Source organism: Frankia sp. AvcI1 (assembly GCF_001420875.1).
Lineage (GTDB): Bacteria > Actinomycetota > Actinomycetes > Frankiales > Frankiaceae > Frankia > Frankia alni.
On record NZ_LJFZ01000040.1, the window covers coordinates 22,081 to 37,528 of the forward strand.

The 15,448-nt window shown below is 74.3% G+C and carries 9 protein-coding genes and 14 pseudogenes; all 23 read left to right on the plus strand.

Annotated features, from left to right (window positions below; all coding sequences use genetic code 11):
* Nucleotides 1-196 precede the first annotated feature (196 nt).
* The coding region (gene carA / locus UK94_RS28445) for a glutamine-hydrolyzing carbamoyl-phosphate synthase small subunit (protein ID WP_235490362.1) at nt 197-1,189 on the plus strand (993 nt) is incomplete at its 3' end.
* A gap of 1 nt (nt 1,190) precedes the next feature.
* A pseudogene (locus UK94_RS68565) lies at nt 1,191-1,426 on the plus strand (carbamoyl-phosphate synthase small subunit); the annotation flags it as partial.
* Between the two features lie 65 nt (nt 1,427-1,491).
* Nucleotides 1,492-1,642: hypothetical protein (locus UK94_RS68570; protein WP_235490393.1), on the plus strand; the 151-nt coding region annotated here is incomplete at its 3' end.
* Between the two features lies 1 nt (nt 1,643).
* A pseudogene (carB, locus tag UK94_RS68575) lies at nt 1,644-2,035 on the plus strand (carbamoyl phosphate synthase large subunit); the annotation flags it as partial.
* 1 nt (nt 2,036) lies between these two features.
* Nucleotides 2,037-2,248 (plus strand): annotated as a pseudogene (locus tag UK94_RS68580) (hypothetical protein); the annotation flags it as partial.
* Nucleotides 2,249-2,292: 44 nt separating this feature from the next.
* Nucleotides 2,293-2,811: pseudogene (carB, locus tag UK94_RS68590) on the plus strand (carbamoyl phosphate synthase large subunit); the annotation flags it as partial.
* A 1-nt stretch (nt 2,812) separates the two neighbouring features.
* Nucleotides 2,813-3,023, plus strand: a pseudogene (locus UK94_RS68595) (hypothetical protein); the annotation flags it as partial.
* A gap of 1 nt (nt 3,024) precedes the next feature.
* Nucleotides 3,025-3,433: pseudogene (carB, locus tag UK94_RS68600) on the plus strand (carbamoyl phosphate synthase large subunit); the annotation flags it as partial.
* A gap of 1 nt (nt 3,434) precedes the next feature.
* A pseudogene (locus tag UK94_RS68605) lies at nt 3,435-4,076 on the plus strand (ATP-grasp domain-containing protein); the annotation flags it as partial.
* A gap of 1 nt (nt 4,077) precedes the next feature.
* Nucleotides 4,078-5,307, plus strand: a pseudogene (gene carB, locus UK94_RS68610) (carbamoyl phosphate synthase large subunit); the annotation flags it as partial.
* A pseudogene (locus tag UK94_RS68615) lies at nt 5,304-5,660 on the plus strand (orotidine 5'-phosphate decarboxylase / HUMPS family protein); the annotation flags it as partial. The pseudogenes carB (UK94_RS68610) and UK94_RS68615, both read left to right, overlap by 4 nt.
* Nucleotide 5,661: 1 nt before the next feature.
* Nucleotides 5,662-6,113: pseudogene (locus UK94_RS68620) on the plus strand (orotidine 5'-phosphate decarboxylase / HUMPS family protein); the annotation flags it as partial.
* A 231-nt stretch (nt 6,114-6,344) separates the two neighbouring features.
* Nucleotides 6,345-6,662, plus strand: a pseudogene (gene mihF / locus UK94_RS28460) (integration host factor, actinobacterial type).
* Between the two features lie 245 nt (nt 6,663-6,907).
* The coding region (gene gmk, locus UK94_RS28465) for a guanylate kinase (protein WP_235490366.1) at nt 6,908-7,408 on the plus strand (501 nt) is incomplete at its 3' end.
* Between the two features lies 1 nt (nt 7,409).
* Nucleotides 7,410-7,453 (plus strand): annotated as a pseudogene (locus UK94_RS75285) (hypothetical protein); the annotation flags it as partial.
* A gap of 152 nt (nt 7,454-7,605) precedes the next feature.
* Nucleotides 7,606-7,890 carry a DNA-directed RNA polymerase subunit omega gene (rpoZ, locus tag UK94_RS28470; protein ID WP_009742799.1) on the plus strand — a complete coding sequence of 95 codons (285 nt, stop codon included), beginning with the start codon at nt 7,606-7,608 and terminating at the stop codon, nt 7,888-7,890.
* Nucleotides 7,891-7,915: 25 nt separating this feature from the next.
* A partial coding sequence (gene coaBC / locus UK94_RS28475; RefSeq protein WP_235490369.1) for a bifunctional phosphopantothenoylcysteine decarboxylase/phosphopantothenate--cysteine ligase CoaBC occupies nt 7,916-9,037 on the plus strand: 1,122 nt, incomplete at its 3' end.
* A 1-nt stretch (nt 9,038) separates the two neighbouring features.
* A pseudogene (locus UK94_RS68625) lies at nt 9,039-9,223 on the plus strand (phosphopantothenoylcysteine decarboxylase); the annotation flags it as partial.
* 41 nt (nt 9,224-9,264) lie between these two features.
* Nucleotides 9,265-9,478 (plus strand): S-adenosylmethionine synthetase N-terminal domain-containing protein (locus UK94_RS68630; RefSeq protein WP_235490372.1); only part of this gene is annotated, 214 nt, incomplete at its 3' end.
* Between the two features lies 1 nt (nt 9,479).
* Nucleotides 9,480-10,461 (plus strand): annotated as a pseudogene (gene metK, locus UK94_RS28480) (methionine adenosyltransferase); the annotation flags it as partial.
* 123 nt (nt 10,462-10,584) lie between these two features.
* The coding region (locus UK94_RS28485; protein ID WP_235490375.1) for a primosomal protein N' at nt 10,585-12,626 on the plus strand (2,042 nt) is incomplete at its 3' end.
* A gap of 235 nt (nt 12,627-12,861) precedes the next feature.
* Complete coding sequence (fmt, locus tag UK94_RS28490) at nt 12,862-13,857, plus strand: methionyl-tRNA formyltransferase (RefSeq protein WP_011606320.1); 996 nt, start codon at nt 12,862-12,864, stop codon at nt 13,855-13,857.
* Complete coding sequence (locus tag UK94_RS28495) at nt 13,854-15,347, plus strand: transcription antitermination factor NusB (protein WP_055752250.1); 1,494 nt, start codon at nt 13,854-13,856, stop codon at nt 15,345-15,347. Before fmt ends, UK94_RS28495 begins: the two co-directional genes overlap by 4 nt.
* The last annotated feature ends 101 nt before the right edge of the window (nt 15,348-15,448 follow it).

Sequence of the window (15,448 nt, forward strand, 5' to 3'; positions counted from 1 at the left end):
CGCGTGGTCCGGACCCGCGCCGCGCAGACCCCCGCCGGCCAGCCTCCCGTCAGCCCGACCCTCGCCCTTCTGACCCCCATCCGGCGGACCCGCGCTACGGCGACCAGGGCCGCCCCGAGCAGTCCGACCCCGGCCGGTCACCGGTCGACCCGTTGACCTCACCACTGGGTGAGGTGCGCAGGCTGAAGGAGGATCGGTGAGCACCCTCACCACGACCCCCGGCTCCGCGGCCGGCGACCAGCCCGCGGCTCCCGCGGCGGCGCCGGCACACCGGCCGGCCGACCGGGCGAACCCGACCCGCGCCGTGCTGATGCTGGAGGACGGTCGCAGCTTCGTCGGCGAGGCGTACGGCGCGCTCGGCGAGACCTTCGGCGAGGCCGTCTTCTGCACCGGAATGACCGGATACCAGGAGACGCTGAGCGACCCGTCGTTCCACGGCCAGATCGTCATCATGACCGCGCCGCACATCGGCAACACCGGCGTCAACGACGCCGACTACGAGTCCGACCGCATCCAGGTCGCCGGCTTCGTCGTGCGCGACCCGGCGCGGCGCCCGTCGAGCTGGCGCTCGCGTGGCAGCCTCGACGACGAGCTGGCCGCCGCCGGGGTGGTCGGCATCAGCGGCATCGACACCCGGGCGCTGACCCGTCACCTGCGCGAACGCGGAGCGATGCGCTGCGGGATCAGCAGCACGCTCGCCGACGACCCAGCTCCCGAGCATTCGGCCGCCGACGCCGACGGGGGCGGGCAGAGCGCTGCGCTGGCGGCGCTGCTCGACCGGGTCCGCAGCTCGCCGCAGATGGTCGGCGCCGATCTGGCGCCGGTCGTCTCCACCTCCGAGCCCTATGTGGTCCCGGCCGCGAACGGCCCGGCGCGGTTCAAGGTCGCCGCGGTGGATCTCGGCATCAAGCGGGCCACCCCCGCCGCCATGGCGGCGCTGGGGTGCGAGGTGCACGTGCTACCCGCCCGGACCACCGGCGAGGAACTGCTCGCCCTCGAACCCGACGGGGTCTTCCTGTCCAACGGCCCCGGCGACCCGTCGACCGCCGACTACGCCGTCGAGGCCCTGCGCACCGTGCTGCGCGCCGACGTGCCGGTGTTCGGGATCTGCTTCGGTCACCAGCTGCTCGCCCGCGCCCTGGGCTTCGAGACGTACAAGCTGACCTACGGCCACCGCGGGGTGAACCAGNCCGTCGGCGACGTGGCCACCGGCCGCATCGCGGTCACCAGCCAGAACCACGGCTTCGCCGTGAACGCCCCGCTGACCGGCGTGACGGACACGCCGTTCGGCCGGGTCGTGGCCAGCCATATCGGCCTCAACGACGAGGTCGTCGAGGGATTGGAGTGCCTGGACGTGCCGGCCTTCAGCGTGCAGTTTCATCCGGAGGCCGCGCCGGGACCCCACGACGCGGCCGGTTTGTTCGAGNGGTTCCGCGACCTGATGGCCGCCGCCCGTGAGGCGCGCGCCACGGTCGCCGGAGGGGAGTCCTGATGCCCCGGCGCGAGGATCTGCGCAGCGTCCTGGTGATCGGCTCCGGGCCGATCGTCATCGGCCAGGCCTGCGAGTTCGACTACTCCGGCACCCAGGCGTGCCGGGTGCTGCGGGCGGAGGGCCTGCGGGTCATCCTGGTCAACAGCAACCNGGCCACGATCATGACGGACCCGGAGCTGGCCGACGCGACCTACGTCGAGCCGATCACCCCGGACATCGTCACCAAGATCATCGAACGGGAGCGGCCCGACGCCGTCCTCGCGACCATGGGCGGCCAGACGGCGCTGAACACCGCCGTCGCCCTGCACGACGCGGGCGTCCTGGACCGCTACGGCGTCCGGCTGATCGGCGCGAACATCGATGCGATCCGCGCCGGTGAGGACCGCCAGGCGTTCAAGGACATCGTCGCCGCCGTCGGCGGTGAGACGGCGCGCAGCGCGATCTGCCACACCGTCGAGGAGTGCCTGGCCGCGGGCGAGGAGTTCGCCTACCCCGTGGTCGTGCGGCCGAGCTTCACCCTCGGCGGCGCCGGCAGCGGCTTCGNCCACGACCCGGCCGAACTCACCCGGATGGCCGCCGACGGCCTGTCGGCGAGCCCGTCGACCGAGGTCCTGGTCGAGGAGTCCATCCTCGGCTGGAAGGAGTTCGAGCTGGAGCTCATGCGCGACCGCGCCGACAACGTGGTCGTCGTCTGCTCCATCGAGAACGTCGACCCGATGGGCGTGCACACCGGCGACTCGATCACCGTCGCCCCGGNGATGACCCTGACCGACCGCGAGTACCAGACGATGCGCGACATNTCGATCGCGGTCATGCGCGCCGTCGGGGTCGACGCGGGCGGCTGCAACATCCAGTTTGCCGTCGACCCGGCGACGGGTCGGCAGGTCGTCATCGAGATGAACCCGCGGGTGTCGCGCTCGTCGGCGCTGGCGTCGAAGGCCACCGGCTTCCCGATCGCCAAGATCTCCGCGAAGCTCGCCCTCGGCTACACCCTCGACGAGATCCCCAACGACATCACCCGCACCACGCCGGCCGCCTTCGAGCCGACGCTGGACTACGTCGTGGTGAAGGTGCCGCGGTTCGCGTTCGAGAAGTTCCCCGGCGCCGACCCGACGCTGACGACGACGATGAAGTCGGTCGGCGAGGCGATGGGCGTGGGCCGAAGCTTCGCCGAGGCGCTGCAGAAGGCGCTGCGGTCGATGGAGTCGGCGGGCTCGGTGTTCTCGTTCATCCCGCCGGCCGACGACGCGGCCACCCTGCTGGAGTCGACCCGGGTCCCGCACGACGGGCGGCTGCGGGCCGTCCAGCAGGCACTGCTCNCCGGCGCCGACCCGGCGGACGTCACCCGGGTGACCGGCATCGACCCCTGGTTCGTCGACCAGATCGTCTTCCTGAACGAGATCGCCGCCGGTGTGACCCGCACGCCGGCGGGCATCCGCCGGGCCAAGCGGGCCGGCTTCGCCGACGCCCAGCTCGCCGAGCTGCTCGGCACGTCCGAGGACGTGGTCCGGGCCTTCCGCCACCGGTCCGGNATCCGGCCGGTGTTCAAGACCGTGGACACCTGCGCGGCCGAGTTCGCCTCCGAGACCCCTTACCACTACTCGGCCTACGACAGCGAGACCGAGGTGGCGCCGAGTGGGCGCCCGCGGGTGATCGTGCTCGGCAGCGGCCCCAACCGCATCGGCCAGGGCATCGAGTTCGACTACGCCTGTTGTCACGCCGTGATGGCGTTGTCCGACGCCGGGTTCGAGACCGTCATGGTCAACTGCAACCCGGAGACGGTGTCCACCGACTACGACACCGCCGACCGGCTCTACGTCGAGCCGCTGACGGTCGAGGACGTCCTTGAGGTCGTCCACGCCGAGCAGCAGGCCGGCCCGCTGGCCGGGGTGATCGTCCAGCTCGGCGGCCAGACCCCGCTGGGCATCGCCGCGGCGCTGGNGGAGGCGGGCGTGCCGATCGTCGGGACCGCGCCCGCGGCGATCCACCTGGCCGAGGACCGCGGCCTGTTCGGCCGGGTGCTGGCCGACGCCGGCCTGCCCTCGCCGCCGCACGGGGTGGCAACCTCCTTCCCGGAGGCCCGAGCCGTCGCCGAGCGGATCGGCTACCCGGTGCTCGTCCGTCCCTCCTATGTGCTCGGCGGGCGCGGGATGGAGATCGTCTACGACGACTCCATGCTGCGCGACTACATCGAGCGGGCCACGGCGATCTCCCCCGAGCACCCCGTCCTCGTCGACCGGTTCCTCGACGACGCCGTCGAGATCGACGTCGACGCCCTGTTCGACGGCGAGACGCTCTACCTCGCCGGCGTGATGGAGCACATCGAGGAGGCCGGCGTGCACTCCGGCGACTCGGCCTGCGCCCTGCCGCCGATCACGCTCGGCCACGCCGACCTGGAGCGCATCCGCACGTCCACCGAGGCGATCGCCCGCGGCGTCGGCGTGCGAGGGCTGCTCAACGTCCAGTACGCCCTGCAGTCCGACGTCCTCTACGTGCTGGAGGCCAACCCGCGGGCCTCGCGCACCGTCCCGTTCGTCTCCAAGGCGACCGCGGTGCCGCTGGCCAAGGCCGCCGCCCGGGTGATNCTCGGCGCCACCGTCGACGAGCTGCGCGCCGAGGGCCTGCTGCCGCGCACCGGCGACGGCGCCACTCTGCCGCTGGACTCGCACATCGCGGTCAAGGAGGCGGTGCTGCCCTTCGGCCGCTTCCGCGACGCCGTCGGGCGCGGGGTGGACACCATCCTCGGCCCCGAGATGAAGTCCACCGGCGAGGTGATGGGCATCGACGACGGCTTCGGCACCGCCTACGCCAAGTCGCAGGCCGCCGCCTACAACGGGCTGCCCACCTACGGGCGGGTGTTCGTCTCGGTCGCCAACCGGGACAAGCGGGCGATGATCTTCCCGATCAAGCGGCTCGCGGACCTCGGCTTCGTCGTCTACGCCACCGAGGGGACCGCCCAGGTACTGCGGCGCAACGGGGTCAAGGCGGTCGTGCTCGGCAAGCACCGGGCGCCGACCGAGGGCCTGCTCGACTGCGTCGAGATGATCACCTCGGGCCAGATCGATCTGGTCATCAACACCCCGTGGGGCGTCGGCCCGCGGCTCGACGGCTACGAGATCCGCACGGCCTGCGTCAGCGCCGGAGTGCCGTGCATCACCACCATCCAGGGCGCCGCCGCCTGCGTGCAGGGCGTCGAGGCCCTGGTCCGCGGAGAGCTGGGCGTCCGGCCCCTGCAGGAATACCACGCGGCCCTGCGCGAGGCGTGGGGCGGCGCGGCTGCTTCGGACACCTCGGACACCTCGGACGCGCTGGGCGCCGATCCCGCCCCGTTCACGGTCGCCCCCTCCCCGGAGTCCACGGACGTCCCCTCCACTGACGTCCTGTTTACTGACGCCCCGTCCACGGACGCCCCGTCCACGGACGCCCCGTCCACGGACGTCCCGTCCACGGAGCTCACGGAAGCCGCGTCCGCGGAGTTCACGGGCGCGGATCCGGGCGTGCCGTTCGACGAGCAGCCGTTCGAGGACGTCGAGGATGACCAGAGCGAGGACGAGGACTTCGAGGACGAGGACTTCGAGGATCAGCCGACCGAGCGTCTGGACGGCCTGCTGCCCGGGCCGTTCGAGGATCAGCCGACCGAGCACATCGAGGAGCTGCCGGCCGGGCCGGTGACGGGCGGCGCCGGCCCGGACCCGTCCACCGGCCCGGACCCGTCCACCGGACCACCTGCGTCGACCCGGTCGGATGCGTCGGCCGGGCCGGGCGCGGTGGCCGGCCTCGACGCCGGCCTCGACCCCGCGCGGACCGTTCGGTGAGCGCCGGGCGCCGCTTCACCCCGCGCGCCGGTCGCGCACCGCTGGCCGTGGCGCTCGACGCTCCGGACGGCGCGACCGCGCTGCGGTGGGCCGCGGCGGTCGCGCCGCACACCGCCGTGCTCAAGATCGGGCTGGAGCTGTTCTACCGGGAGGGGCCGGCGATCGTGACGGCCCTGCGCGCGGCCGGCCTGCTCGCCGGGCCTGCCGACGGCGCCGGGCCCGCCGAGCTCGGCACGGCGCCCGGGGAGGCGGCCGGCGGGCCGCCCGAGCTGTTCCTTGATCTCAAGCTGCACGACATTCCGGCGACGGTCGCCGGTGGAATGCGGTCGGTTGCCACGTTGCAGCCTCGATTCNTCACCGTGCATGCGGCTGGGGGAGCGGCGATGATACGTGCGGCCATCGCCGCGGCCCCCACGGTCGAGGTAGCCGTTGTGACCGTCCTCACCTCGCTGGATGCGGCCGCGCTGGCCGCCGTCGGGCTCGCCGGACCGCCGCAGGACGCCGTCCGCCGCCTCGCCGTGCTCGCCGTCGAGGCGGGGGCGCGCACCCTTGTGTGCAGCCCGCGGGAGGTCCGAATGGTCCGTTCGGAGCTCGGTAGCAACGTGACTCTCATCACGCCCGGAGTGCGTCCGGAGGGGTCCGAGGCGGCCGACCAGGCGCGGATCGCGACCCCGCGGGAGGCGCTGGAGGCGGGTGCGGACCTGGTCGTGGTGGGCCGTCCCATCACCCGAGCCACCGATCTGGGCGGAGCGGCGAAGATGGTCGCAGACAGTATTTCCGCAGGTCAGGGGCCTGCGGCTCGCTGACGGCCGTGGTCAGGGCGGGGTGTGTTCGTCCTGGTGCGGTACGAAGCGGTACGGTGGGGCCGTCGTAGACCGAAAGGGTGCGGCACGAGCGGGCCACCCCTTTCGTCCCGTCAAAGCCTTCTCTTGTGCGGACAATATGTCCGCATCAGAGTGTTGTGGCCAAGGCTGGACCGAGGAGCCACTTCCTCGCTAGTTTGCGCGGCGCGATCACCGAATTGAGGAGGCGTACCCGTGCCCCTGCCGCCCCTAACGCCCGAGCAGAGGGCCGCCGCCCTCGAGAAAGCCGCGCTGGCTCGTAAGTAGCGCGCGGAACTCAAGGAGCGGTTGAAGAAGGCGGAGACCACTCTGGCCGCCGTCTTGGAACAGGCCGAGGCCGATGAGGTCGTCGGCAAGATGAAGGTTTCGGCTGTTCTGGAGTCGCTTCCCGGAGTTGGGCGCGTGCGCGCCCAGAAGATCCGAGAACGGCTCGGGATCAGTCCGACCCGCCGGCTGAGAGGGCTCGGCGCGAAGCAGCGCGCCGCGCTCCTCGAGGAGTTCGGAACGGCCTGATCCGGTGGAGTGGGAAATCCACTCCGGCAACCGGAACAGGGCCTTGGCGGGACGCGGCGTCGTCGGGTGAGTGGTCTCACTCACGTTCTTCCGGCGAAGCCGCGGTACCTTCCGAGCGGATCGGGGGCCGAATTCTTTACCGGCCCCCGATCCGAAAGTCCATGGGAAACAAGTCCCATCCTGGGCCATCCGCGGCCGGATGACCGCTGTGCGGCAGCCGTCCCGGAGGCCCTAGGGTTGGGGCCGTGGGTCTCACAGTGCTGTCCGGGCCGTCCGGCGTCGGGAAGGGAACGGTCGTCGCGGCCGTCCGCGAGCGTCATCCCGAGGTCTGGGTCTCGGTCAGTGCGACCACCCGGGCTCCCCGGCCCGGGGAGACCGACGGCGTCGAGTATCACTTCGTCGACGCCGAGGAGTTCGCCCGGATGGTCAAGGCCGGCGAGTTCGTCGAGCACGCGATGTTCGCCGGGCACGCCTACGGCACCCCGCGGGGTCCCCTGCGGGAACGGCTCGCCGCCGGCGTCCCGTGCCTGCTGGAGATCGAGCTGCTCGGGGCCCGCCAGGTGCGTTCGGCGATGCCCGACGCCCGGTTCGTCTTCCTCGCGCCACCGACGTTCGAGGAGCTGGTCCGGCGGCTGACCGGCCGGGGGACCGAGTCACCCGAGGTCATCGCCCGCCGGTTGGACCGGGCTCGCATCGAGCTGGCGGCCGAGACGGAGTTCGACCACGTGGTCGTCAACGACGATGTGNGGGCCGCGGCCGCGCGGTTGGTAGCATTGATGATCGGCTCCTAGGTGCGGGTCTCCTCGTACCGCGCCGCGAAGCCGCACCTCACGCGCCTGAACCCGGGCGCAGGCGGCTTGGCGGCCTGCGCATGCAACCCTGTGCGCGGGAGCACGGTCCGGACGGCGGCCGCCGCCCCGGACGCTCACCCCGGAAGGACATCGTGGCCGGAACCGTAGCCCACCCCGAAGGCATCACCAACCCGCCGATCGACGAGCTGCTCGAGGCCACCGACTCGAAGTACAGCCTGGTCATCTACGCGGCCAAGCGGGCTCGCCAGATCAACGCCTACTACTCGCAGCTCGGCGAGGGCCTGCTGGAGTACGTCGGGCCGCTGGTCGAGACGACCAACGCCCAGGAGAAGCCGCTGTCGATCGCGCTCCGCGAGATCAACGCCGGCCTGCTCACCCACGAGACGGTCTCCGACAGCCTCCCGCCGGTCGCCTGACCCGGCCGTGACCGACGAGCCGGCCGTGACCGACGAGCCCACCGGCGCCGCGGGCGCCCCGGCCCGGCGGCCCCGGGTCGTGCTCGGCGTGGCCGGGGGCATCGCCGCCTACAAGGCGGTCGAGGTGCTGCGCCGGTTCACCGAGTCCGGGCACGAGGTCCGGGTGGTGCCCACGCCGTCCGCGCTGCGGTTCGTCGGGGAGACGACCTGGGCGGCGCTGTCCGGCAACCCGGTCGCGACCGACGTCTGGAGCGACGCCGACGAGGTCGCCCACGTCCGCATCGGGCGGGAGGCCGATCTCGTCCTCGTCGTCCCGGCGACCGCGGACCTGATGGCCCGCGCGGCCGCCGGGCGGGCGGACGACCTGCTCACCGGAACCCTGCTGACGGCCACCTGCCCGGTGGTCTTCGCCCCGGCGATGCACACCGAGATGTGGCAGCATCCGGCCACCCGGGCGAACGTGGCCACGCTGCGGGCCCGGGGCGCGGTGGTGCTGGACCCGGCCGTCGGCCGGTTGACCGGCGCCGATTCGGGGCCGGGCCGGCTGCCCGAGCCGGCGGAGATCGCCGCGCTCGGCATGGCGGTGCTCGCCCGCGGGGCCGACGGCGTCCGCCCGGACCTCGCCGGCCGGCACGTGCTGGTCACCGCCGGGGGTACCCGGGAGTATCTCGATCCGGTCCGTTTCCTCGGCAACGCCTCCAGCGGGCGGCAGGGCTACGCGGTGGCGCGGGCGGCGCTCGCCCGCGGGGCCGCGGTGACGGTGGTCGCGGCCAACGTCGCCCTGCCCGAGGTGGCCGGGGCGCGCACAGTCGCGGTCACCTCGGCGGCCGAGTTGCGGGAGCGGGTGCACGAGGTGGCGCCGTCCGCGGATGTCGTCGTGATGGCGGCCGCGGTCGCCGATTTCCGGCCGCAGGCGACGCAGGCGTACAAGATTAAGAAAGAATCCGCGGCGCCCGACTCCATTGCTCTGGTGCGAAACCCTGACGTGTTGTCCGAGTTGGTGGCGAACCGTCGTCCGGGGCAGCTCCTGGTCGGTTTCGCCGCCGAGACGGGCGGTCCCGACGGAGGGGTTCTCGACCACGCGCGGGCGAAACTCGCCCGCAAGCCCGTCGACCTCCTCGTCGTCAACCAGGTCGGCGCCGGCCTCNGGTTCGAGGTGGCGGACAACGCCGCGGTGGTCCTGGCGGCCGACGGGCGGGAGACAACCATCGAACGGTCGAGCAAGGATCTGGTCGCGCACCGGATCCTCGACCTCGTGGTGGAGTTCCCGATCGGTCACGGGGACGGAACGTCCAGCGAGGCAGTGCGGGTACCCGTGCGGACGCCTCGGTAAGCTTCGTCGGAATCAACCGGATCTCCCAGGGGGTTAGACCAGTGGCGACGCGCCTGTTCACGTCCGAGTCCGTCACCGAGGGACATCCGGACAAGATCGCTGACCAGATCAGCGACTCGATCCTCGATGCCATGATCAAGGACGATCCGAAGAGCCGGGTCGCGGTGGAGACGCTCATCACGACGGGCCAGGTGCACGTCGCGGGTGAGGTCACCACCAAGACCTACGTCGACATCGCCGCGGTCGTCCGCGAGCNCATCCTGGAGATCGGCTACGACTCGTCCAAGAAGGGGTTCGACGGGGCCTCCTGCGGGGTCAGCGTCTCCATCGGCGCGCAGTCCGCGGACATCGCCCAGGGCGTCGACACCGCCCACGAGACCCGCGTCGAGGGGTCCAGCGAGGACGAGCTCGACCGTCAGGGCGCCGGCGACCAGGGCCTGATGTTCGGCTTCGCCTGCGACCAGACCCCCGAGCTCATGCCGCTGCCGATCGCGCTGGCGCACCGCCTCGCCCGGCGGCTGTCCGCGGTCCGCAAGGACGGCCAGGTCGGCTACCTGCGTCCGGACGGCAAGACCCAGGTCACCATCGAGTACGCCGACGGCAAGCCCGTCCGCCTCGACACGGTCGTCGTCTCCACCCAGCACGCCGCCGACATCGACCTCGACACGCTGCTCGCGCCCGACATCGCCGAGTACGTCGTCGAGCCGGAGCTGGCCCTGCTCGAGATCTCCACCGAGGGCCGCCGCCTGCTGGTCAACCCGACCGGCCGTTTCGAGATCGGCGGCCCGATGGGCGACGCCGGCCTGACCGGCCGCAAGATCATCGTCGACACCTACGGCGGCTACGCCCGCCACGGCGGCGGCGCCTTCTCCGGCAAGGACCCGTCCAAGGTCGACCGGTCGGCCGCCTACGCCATGCGCTGGGTCGCCAAGAACGTCGTCGCCGCCGGCCTCGCCAGCGCCTGCGAGGTGCAGGTCGCCTACGCCATCGGCAAGGCGCACCCGGTCGGCCTGTTCGTCGAGACCTTCGGCACCGGAACGGTCCCCGAGGAGCAGATCCAGGACGCCGTGACCCAGGTGTTCGACCTGCGCCCGGCCGCCATCATCCGCGACCTGGACCTGCTGCGCCCGGTCTACGCCCAGACCGCCGCCTACGGGCACTTCGGTCGCCCCGAGCTCGACTTCACCTGGGAGTCCACCTCGCGCGCCGAGGCGCTCCAGCGCGCCGTCAAGGGCTGACACTCCGCCCGCCCGTTCCTGGCACGACCCGGGAGGCCGGGCCGGTCCGCGCCGCGTGGACCGGCCCGGCCTCCGCTTTCCCGGCGGTCGGTCCTGTCGGAGGTGCCTGGTACTAATGCCCTCATGACCGAGCAGCCCGCCACGACCCCCGGCGTTTCCCCGCCGGCCGCGGAGCTGCCGGTGGCCCGGGTCGCGGTCGACACCCCGCTGACCCACCTCGACCGTCCCTTCGACTACCTCGTTCCGGCCGATCTCGCCGCGGCGGCCGTGCCCGGCTCCCGGGTCCGCGTCCGCTTCGCCGGCCGGCAGGTGGACGGTTTCGTCCTGGAACGGCGGGCCGCCTCGGAGCATCCGGGCCGGCTGGCCCCGCTGGAGCGGTCGGTCTCGCCGGAGCCCGTCCTGTCCGAGTCGATCGCCCGGCTCGCCCGCGCCGTGGCGGACCGCTACGCCGGCACGCTGGCCGACGTCCTTCGCCTCGCCGTGCCACCCCGCCACGGCCGCACCGAGAGTGCGGCTGTGCCCTCGGCGCCGGCGGGTGACGTTGCCCCCGGCGAGCGGCCGGAGGAATGGGCACGCTATCCCGCCGGGCCCTCGATGCTCGCCGCGCTGGCCGCGGGCCGATCGCCGCGCGCCGTGTGGTGGGCGCCGCCCGGCCCCGCCTGGCCGTCGATGATCGCCGCCGCGGTCGGCGCCACGGTGCGATCGGGCCGTGGGGCGGTCGTCGTCGTGCCCGACCATCGCGACGTCGACCGGGTCGAGGCCGCGCTGGTCGAGGTCGTGGGGCGGGAGACCACCGTCGTCCTGCGGGCCGACCTCGGCCCGTCCCGCCGCTACCGCGCCTTCCTCGCGGCCAGTCGCGGCCAGGCGCGGGTCGTCGTGGGCACCCGTTCCGCGGTCTTCGCCCCCGTCGCCGACCTCGGTCTGCTGGTCGTCTGGGACGACGGGGACGATCTGCACGCCGAGCCGCTGGCCCCCTACCCGCACACCCGCGACGTCGCCGTGCTGCGCGCGCGCCAGGACGGCTGCGCCCTGCTGATCGGCGGCTTCTGTCCGACGACGGAGGCCGAGGCGCTCGTGCGCGGCGGCTGGGCCCATCCGCTGGTGCTGCCCCTGCCCGAGGTCCGGGCGCTCGCCCCCCGGGTCGAGGCGACCGGCTCGGACCACGAGTACGCCCGCGATCCGGCCGCCCGCGCCGCTCGGCTGCCGTCGCTCGCGGTCCGCACGGCCCGCCAGGCCCTGGCGGCCGGCGCCCCGGTGCTGGTCCAGGTGCCCCGGCGCGGCTACCACCCCTCGCTGGCGTGTGCGGACTGCCGGCGTCCCGCCCGTTGCCGGCACTGCCAGGGTCCGCTGGGCCGCTCCTCCGGCGCCGGCCTGCTGACCTGCCGGTGGTGCGGACGACCGGTGCCCGCCGCCCCGGACGGCCCGGTCGGGGCGTCGGTCTGGCGATGCCCGTCGTGTTCGAGCGTGCGGCTGCGGGCCTCGGTGACGGGGGATCGGCGCACCGCCGAGGAGCTGGGCCGGGCCTTCCCCGACGTGCCCGTGCGGACCTCGGGGCGCGACGGCGTGCTCGCCGCCGTTCCCGCCGAGCCGGCGCTCGTCATCTCCACCCCCGGCGCCGAGCCGGTCGCGGCCGGCGGCTACGGCGCCGTGCTCCTGCTCGACGGCTGGGCCCTGCTCGGCCGTCCCGACCTGCGGGCCGCCGAGACGGCCCTGCGGCGCTGGGCGGCGGCGGCGGCGCTGGCCCGCCCGGCGCCACAGGGCGGGCGGGTCATCGTGTCGGCCGACGCCGGGCTGCCGGTCGTGCAGGCCCTGATCCGCTGGGATCCCGCGACCTTCGCCGCCCGGGAGGCCGACGAGCGCGCCGAACTCGGCTTCCCGCCGGCGACCCGGATGGCCACCGTGGAGGGCGGTGCCGCGGCCGTCGCCGAGCTGCTCGCGGTGACCCGCCTGCCCGAAGGGGCCGATCTGCTGGGCCCCGTGCCGGTGCCGCCCCCCGCCCGGGCGGCACCGACCCCGGCCGGCGGCCGGGGCGGCGCTGGCCCGGACGAGGCAGGCGAGATCGAGCGGTTGCTCATCCGGGTGCCCCGCGAGCGCGGCGCGGCGCTCGCCGCCGCCCTGCACGAGGCCCGCGGCGTCCTCGGGGCCCGCCGCAGCACGGCTGGCCTNCGCGTCCAGCTCGACCCGCTCGTGATCGGCTGACCGCGGCCCGATCGCGGCTGGGGCCGACCGTCCGTCACAGTGGTGGTCGTCCGCGGTACGGTCGGGCGGCGGCAGGCCCGAGGATGCCGCCCGTTCCCGTCCTGGGTGCCGGCGGACCTCCCCGGCCTGGCCGGACAGCTCCCCTGCCCCTGTAGACGGCTGCGGCGTCCGCACGGCGTCGCGGCGGATCGGTGCTCGCGTATGCGTCTTGTTTTCGCCGGCACACCGGCGGTCGCCCTGCCCAGCCTGCGGGCGTTGATCGACAGCCCACGCCACGAGGTGGTCGCGGTCGTCACCCGTCCCGACCGGCCCGCCGGTCGAGGTCGGAAGATCAAGCCACCGCCCGTACACCTGCTCGCCGACGAGGCCGGCATCCCGGTGCTCAGTCCGGAGCGGCCGCGTGACCCGGACTTCCTCGCGGCGCTCACCGATCTGGCGCCGGACTGCTGCCCGGTCGTCGCCTACGGCGCCCTGCTGCCCCGGGAGGCGCTCGCGATCCCCCGTCACGGCTGGGTGAACCTGCACTTCTCGCTGCTGCCGGCCTACCGCGGCGCGGCCCCGGTGCAGCGAACGGTGCTCGCCGGTGACGATCTCACCGGCGCCAGCGTGTTCCAGATCGAACCGGCGATGGACTCCGGGCCGGTGTTCGGCGTCGTCACCGAGCGGGTCCGCCCCACCGACACCTCCGGTGACCTGCTCGACCGGCTCGCGGACTCCGGGGCGCACCTGCTCGCCGCGGTCATGGACGGCATCGATGACGGGACCCTGCAGGCGGTGCCCCAGCCCGCCGAGGGGGTGTCGTTCGCGCCGAAGCTGACCGCCCAGGACGCGTTGATCGACTGGACCCTGCCGGCGGTCGCCGTGGACCGGCTGACCCGGGCCGCGGCGCCCGCCCCCGGAGCCTGGACGGTGTTCCGGGACCGGCGGATCAAGATCGGCCCGGTGCGTCTCGGGGCGCAGAACGTGCCGGACGAGCTGGCGCCGGGCCGGCTGGTGGCGCTTGCCGACGGCGCCGTCGCCGTGGGCACCGGGACGGCGCCGGTGCTGCTCGACGAGGTGCGGCCGGAGGGCCGCGGACCGATGAAGGCCGCCGACTGGGCCCGAGGGGCCCGGCTGACCGACGACGACCTCCTGCACGCCCCGGCGGAGCGGGTCTCGGCGGCGGGGAGTCCGGCCGGTGCCGGGGGAGCCCCGTGAGCCCGGCCGGATCACCGGGCACCCGGGGGGCCCGCCCGCCCGCCGCCGTCGACCGCCCTCGTCTGCTGGCCTGGGAGGTGCTGCGCGCGGTCGACGAGCGTGGTTCGTACGCGAACCTGCTCCTGCCGTCGCTGCTCGCCGGCAGCGGCCTGCCGGCCCGCGATCGCGGCTTCGTCACCGAGCTCGCCTACGGTGCGCTGCGCGCCCAGGGCACCCTCGACGGTCTGCTCGACACGGCGACGAGTCGGCCCGTGCACGACATCGACCCGCCGCTGCGCGACGCGCTACGGCTCGGCGCCTATCAACTGCTGCGCACCCGGGTGCCCGCCCGCGCCGCGGTGGCCAGCACCGTGGACCTGGTCCGGGCGACCAGCGGCGAGCGTCCGGTCCGGTTCGCGAACGCGGTGCTGCGTCGGGTGGCCACCCGGATCGCGGAGACGGGCGGGGACCTCGCCACCCTGCTCGGCGCTCCCCGCTTCGAGACCGACCCGATCGGCCACCTGGCGGTGGTGACGACTCACCCGCGCTGGATCGTCGAGGTGGTGGCGGAGGCGCTCGGGGACGACCTCGACGAGACCCGCGCCGCGCTCGTCGCCGACGACACCCGGCCCGCGGTGCACCTGGTCGCCCGGCCGGGCCGCAGCGACCAGAACCGCCTGCTCGCCGAGGCCGCCGAGGAGGGGCTCGACGCGGCCGCCGGGCCCTACTCGCCGTACGCGGTGCGCCTCGACGGCGGCGATCCCGCGCGGCTGCCTGCGGTGGCGTCCGGGGCCGCCGCGGTGCAGGACGAGGGCAGCCAGCTGGTCGCGCTCGCCCTGGCCCGCACGCCCACGGTCGGCCGGGACCGTGGGCTGACCGTCGACCTGTGCGCCGGTCCGGGCGGTAAGGCTGCGCTGCTCGCCGGGCTGCTCACCGACCGCTCGGGCGGCGGGCCCGGCTTCTCGTCGCAGCCCGCGGCGCCCGCAGGCCTCGCGGCGCCGGGTTCCGGCGCGACGCTGCTCGCGCTGGAACCGCGGGCGACCCGGGCCGGGTTGGTGGCCCGGTCGCTGGCGGGGGAGCCGCGGGCCTGGGTGGTGCGCGCGGACGGGCGGGCGGCCCCGCTGCCGGCGGGCAGCGCCGACCGGGTGCTCGTCGACGTCCCCTGCACCGGGCTCGGGGCGCTGCGGCGCCGTCCGGAGGCCCGCTGGCGGCGCATCCCCGGCGACCTGGCCGCCCTCGTGCCGTTGCAGAGCGCCCTGCTCGTCGCCGCGCTGGACCTGGTCCGGCCCGGCGGGGTGGTCGCCTACGCGACCTGCTCCCCGCATCCGGCGGAGACCGTGGAGGTGGTCCGCCAGGTGACCGGGCAACGGGTGGATGTCTCCGTGCTCGACGCCCGGCTCGGGCTGCCGGAGGTCGACGGGCTCGGATCCGGCCCGTTCGTCCAGCTCTGGCCGCACCGGCACGGCACGGACGCGATGTTCGTGGCGCTGCTGCGCCGCAACCCGGACTGAGCCCGCCCGGTGGGCAGGCGCCTGCCCACCGACCGCCGGCTGCCCGACCTGGGCCCGGCGCGCGGCCGAGGGTCCGAACGCGAGGGTTGTCGAACGCGAGA

Coding starts and splice junctions, on each gene's coding strand:
- fmt (WP_011606320.1), top strand. CDS start 12,862: ATGCGTCTTGTTTTCGCCGGCACACCGGCGGTCGCCCTGCCCAGCCTG.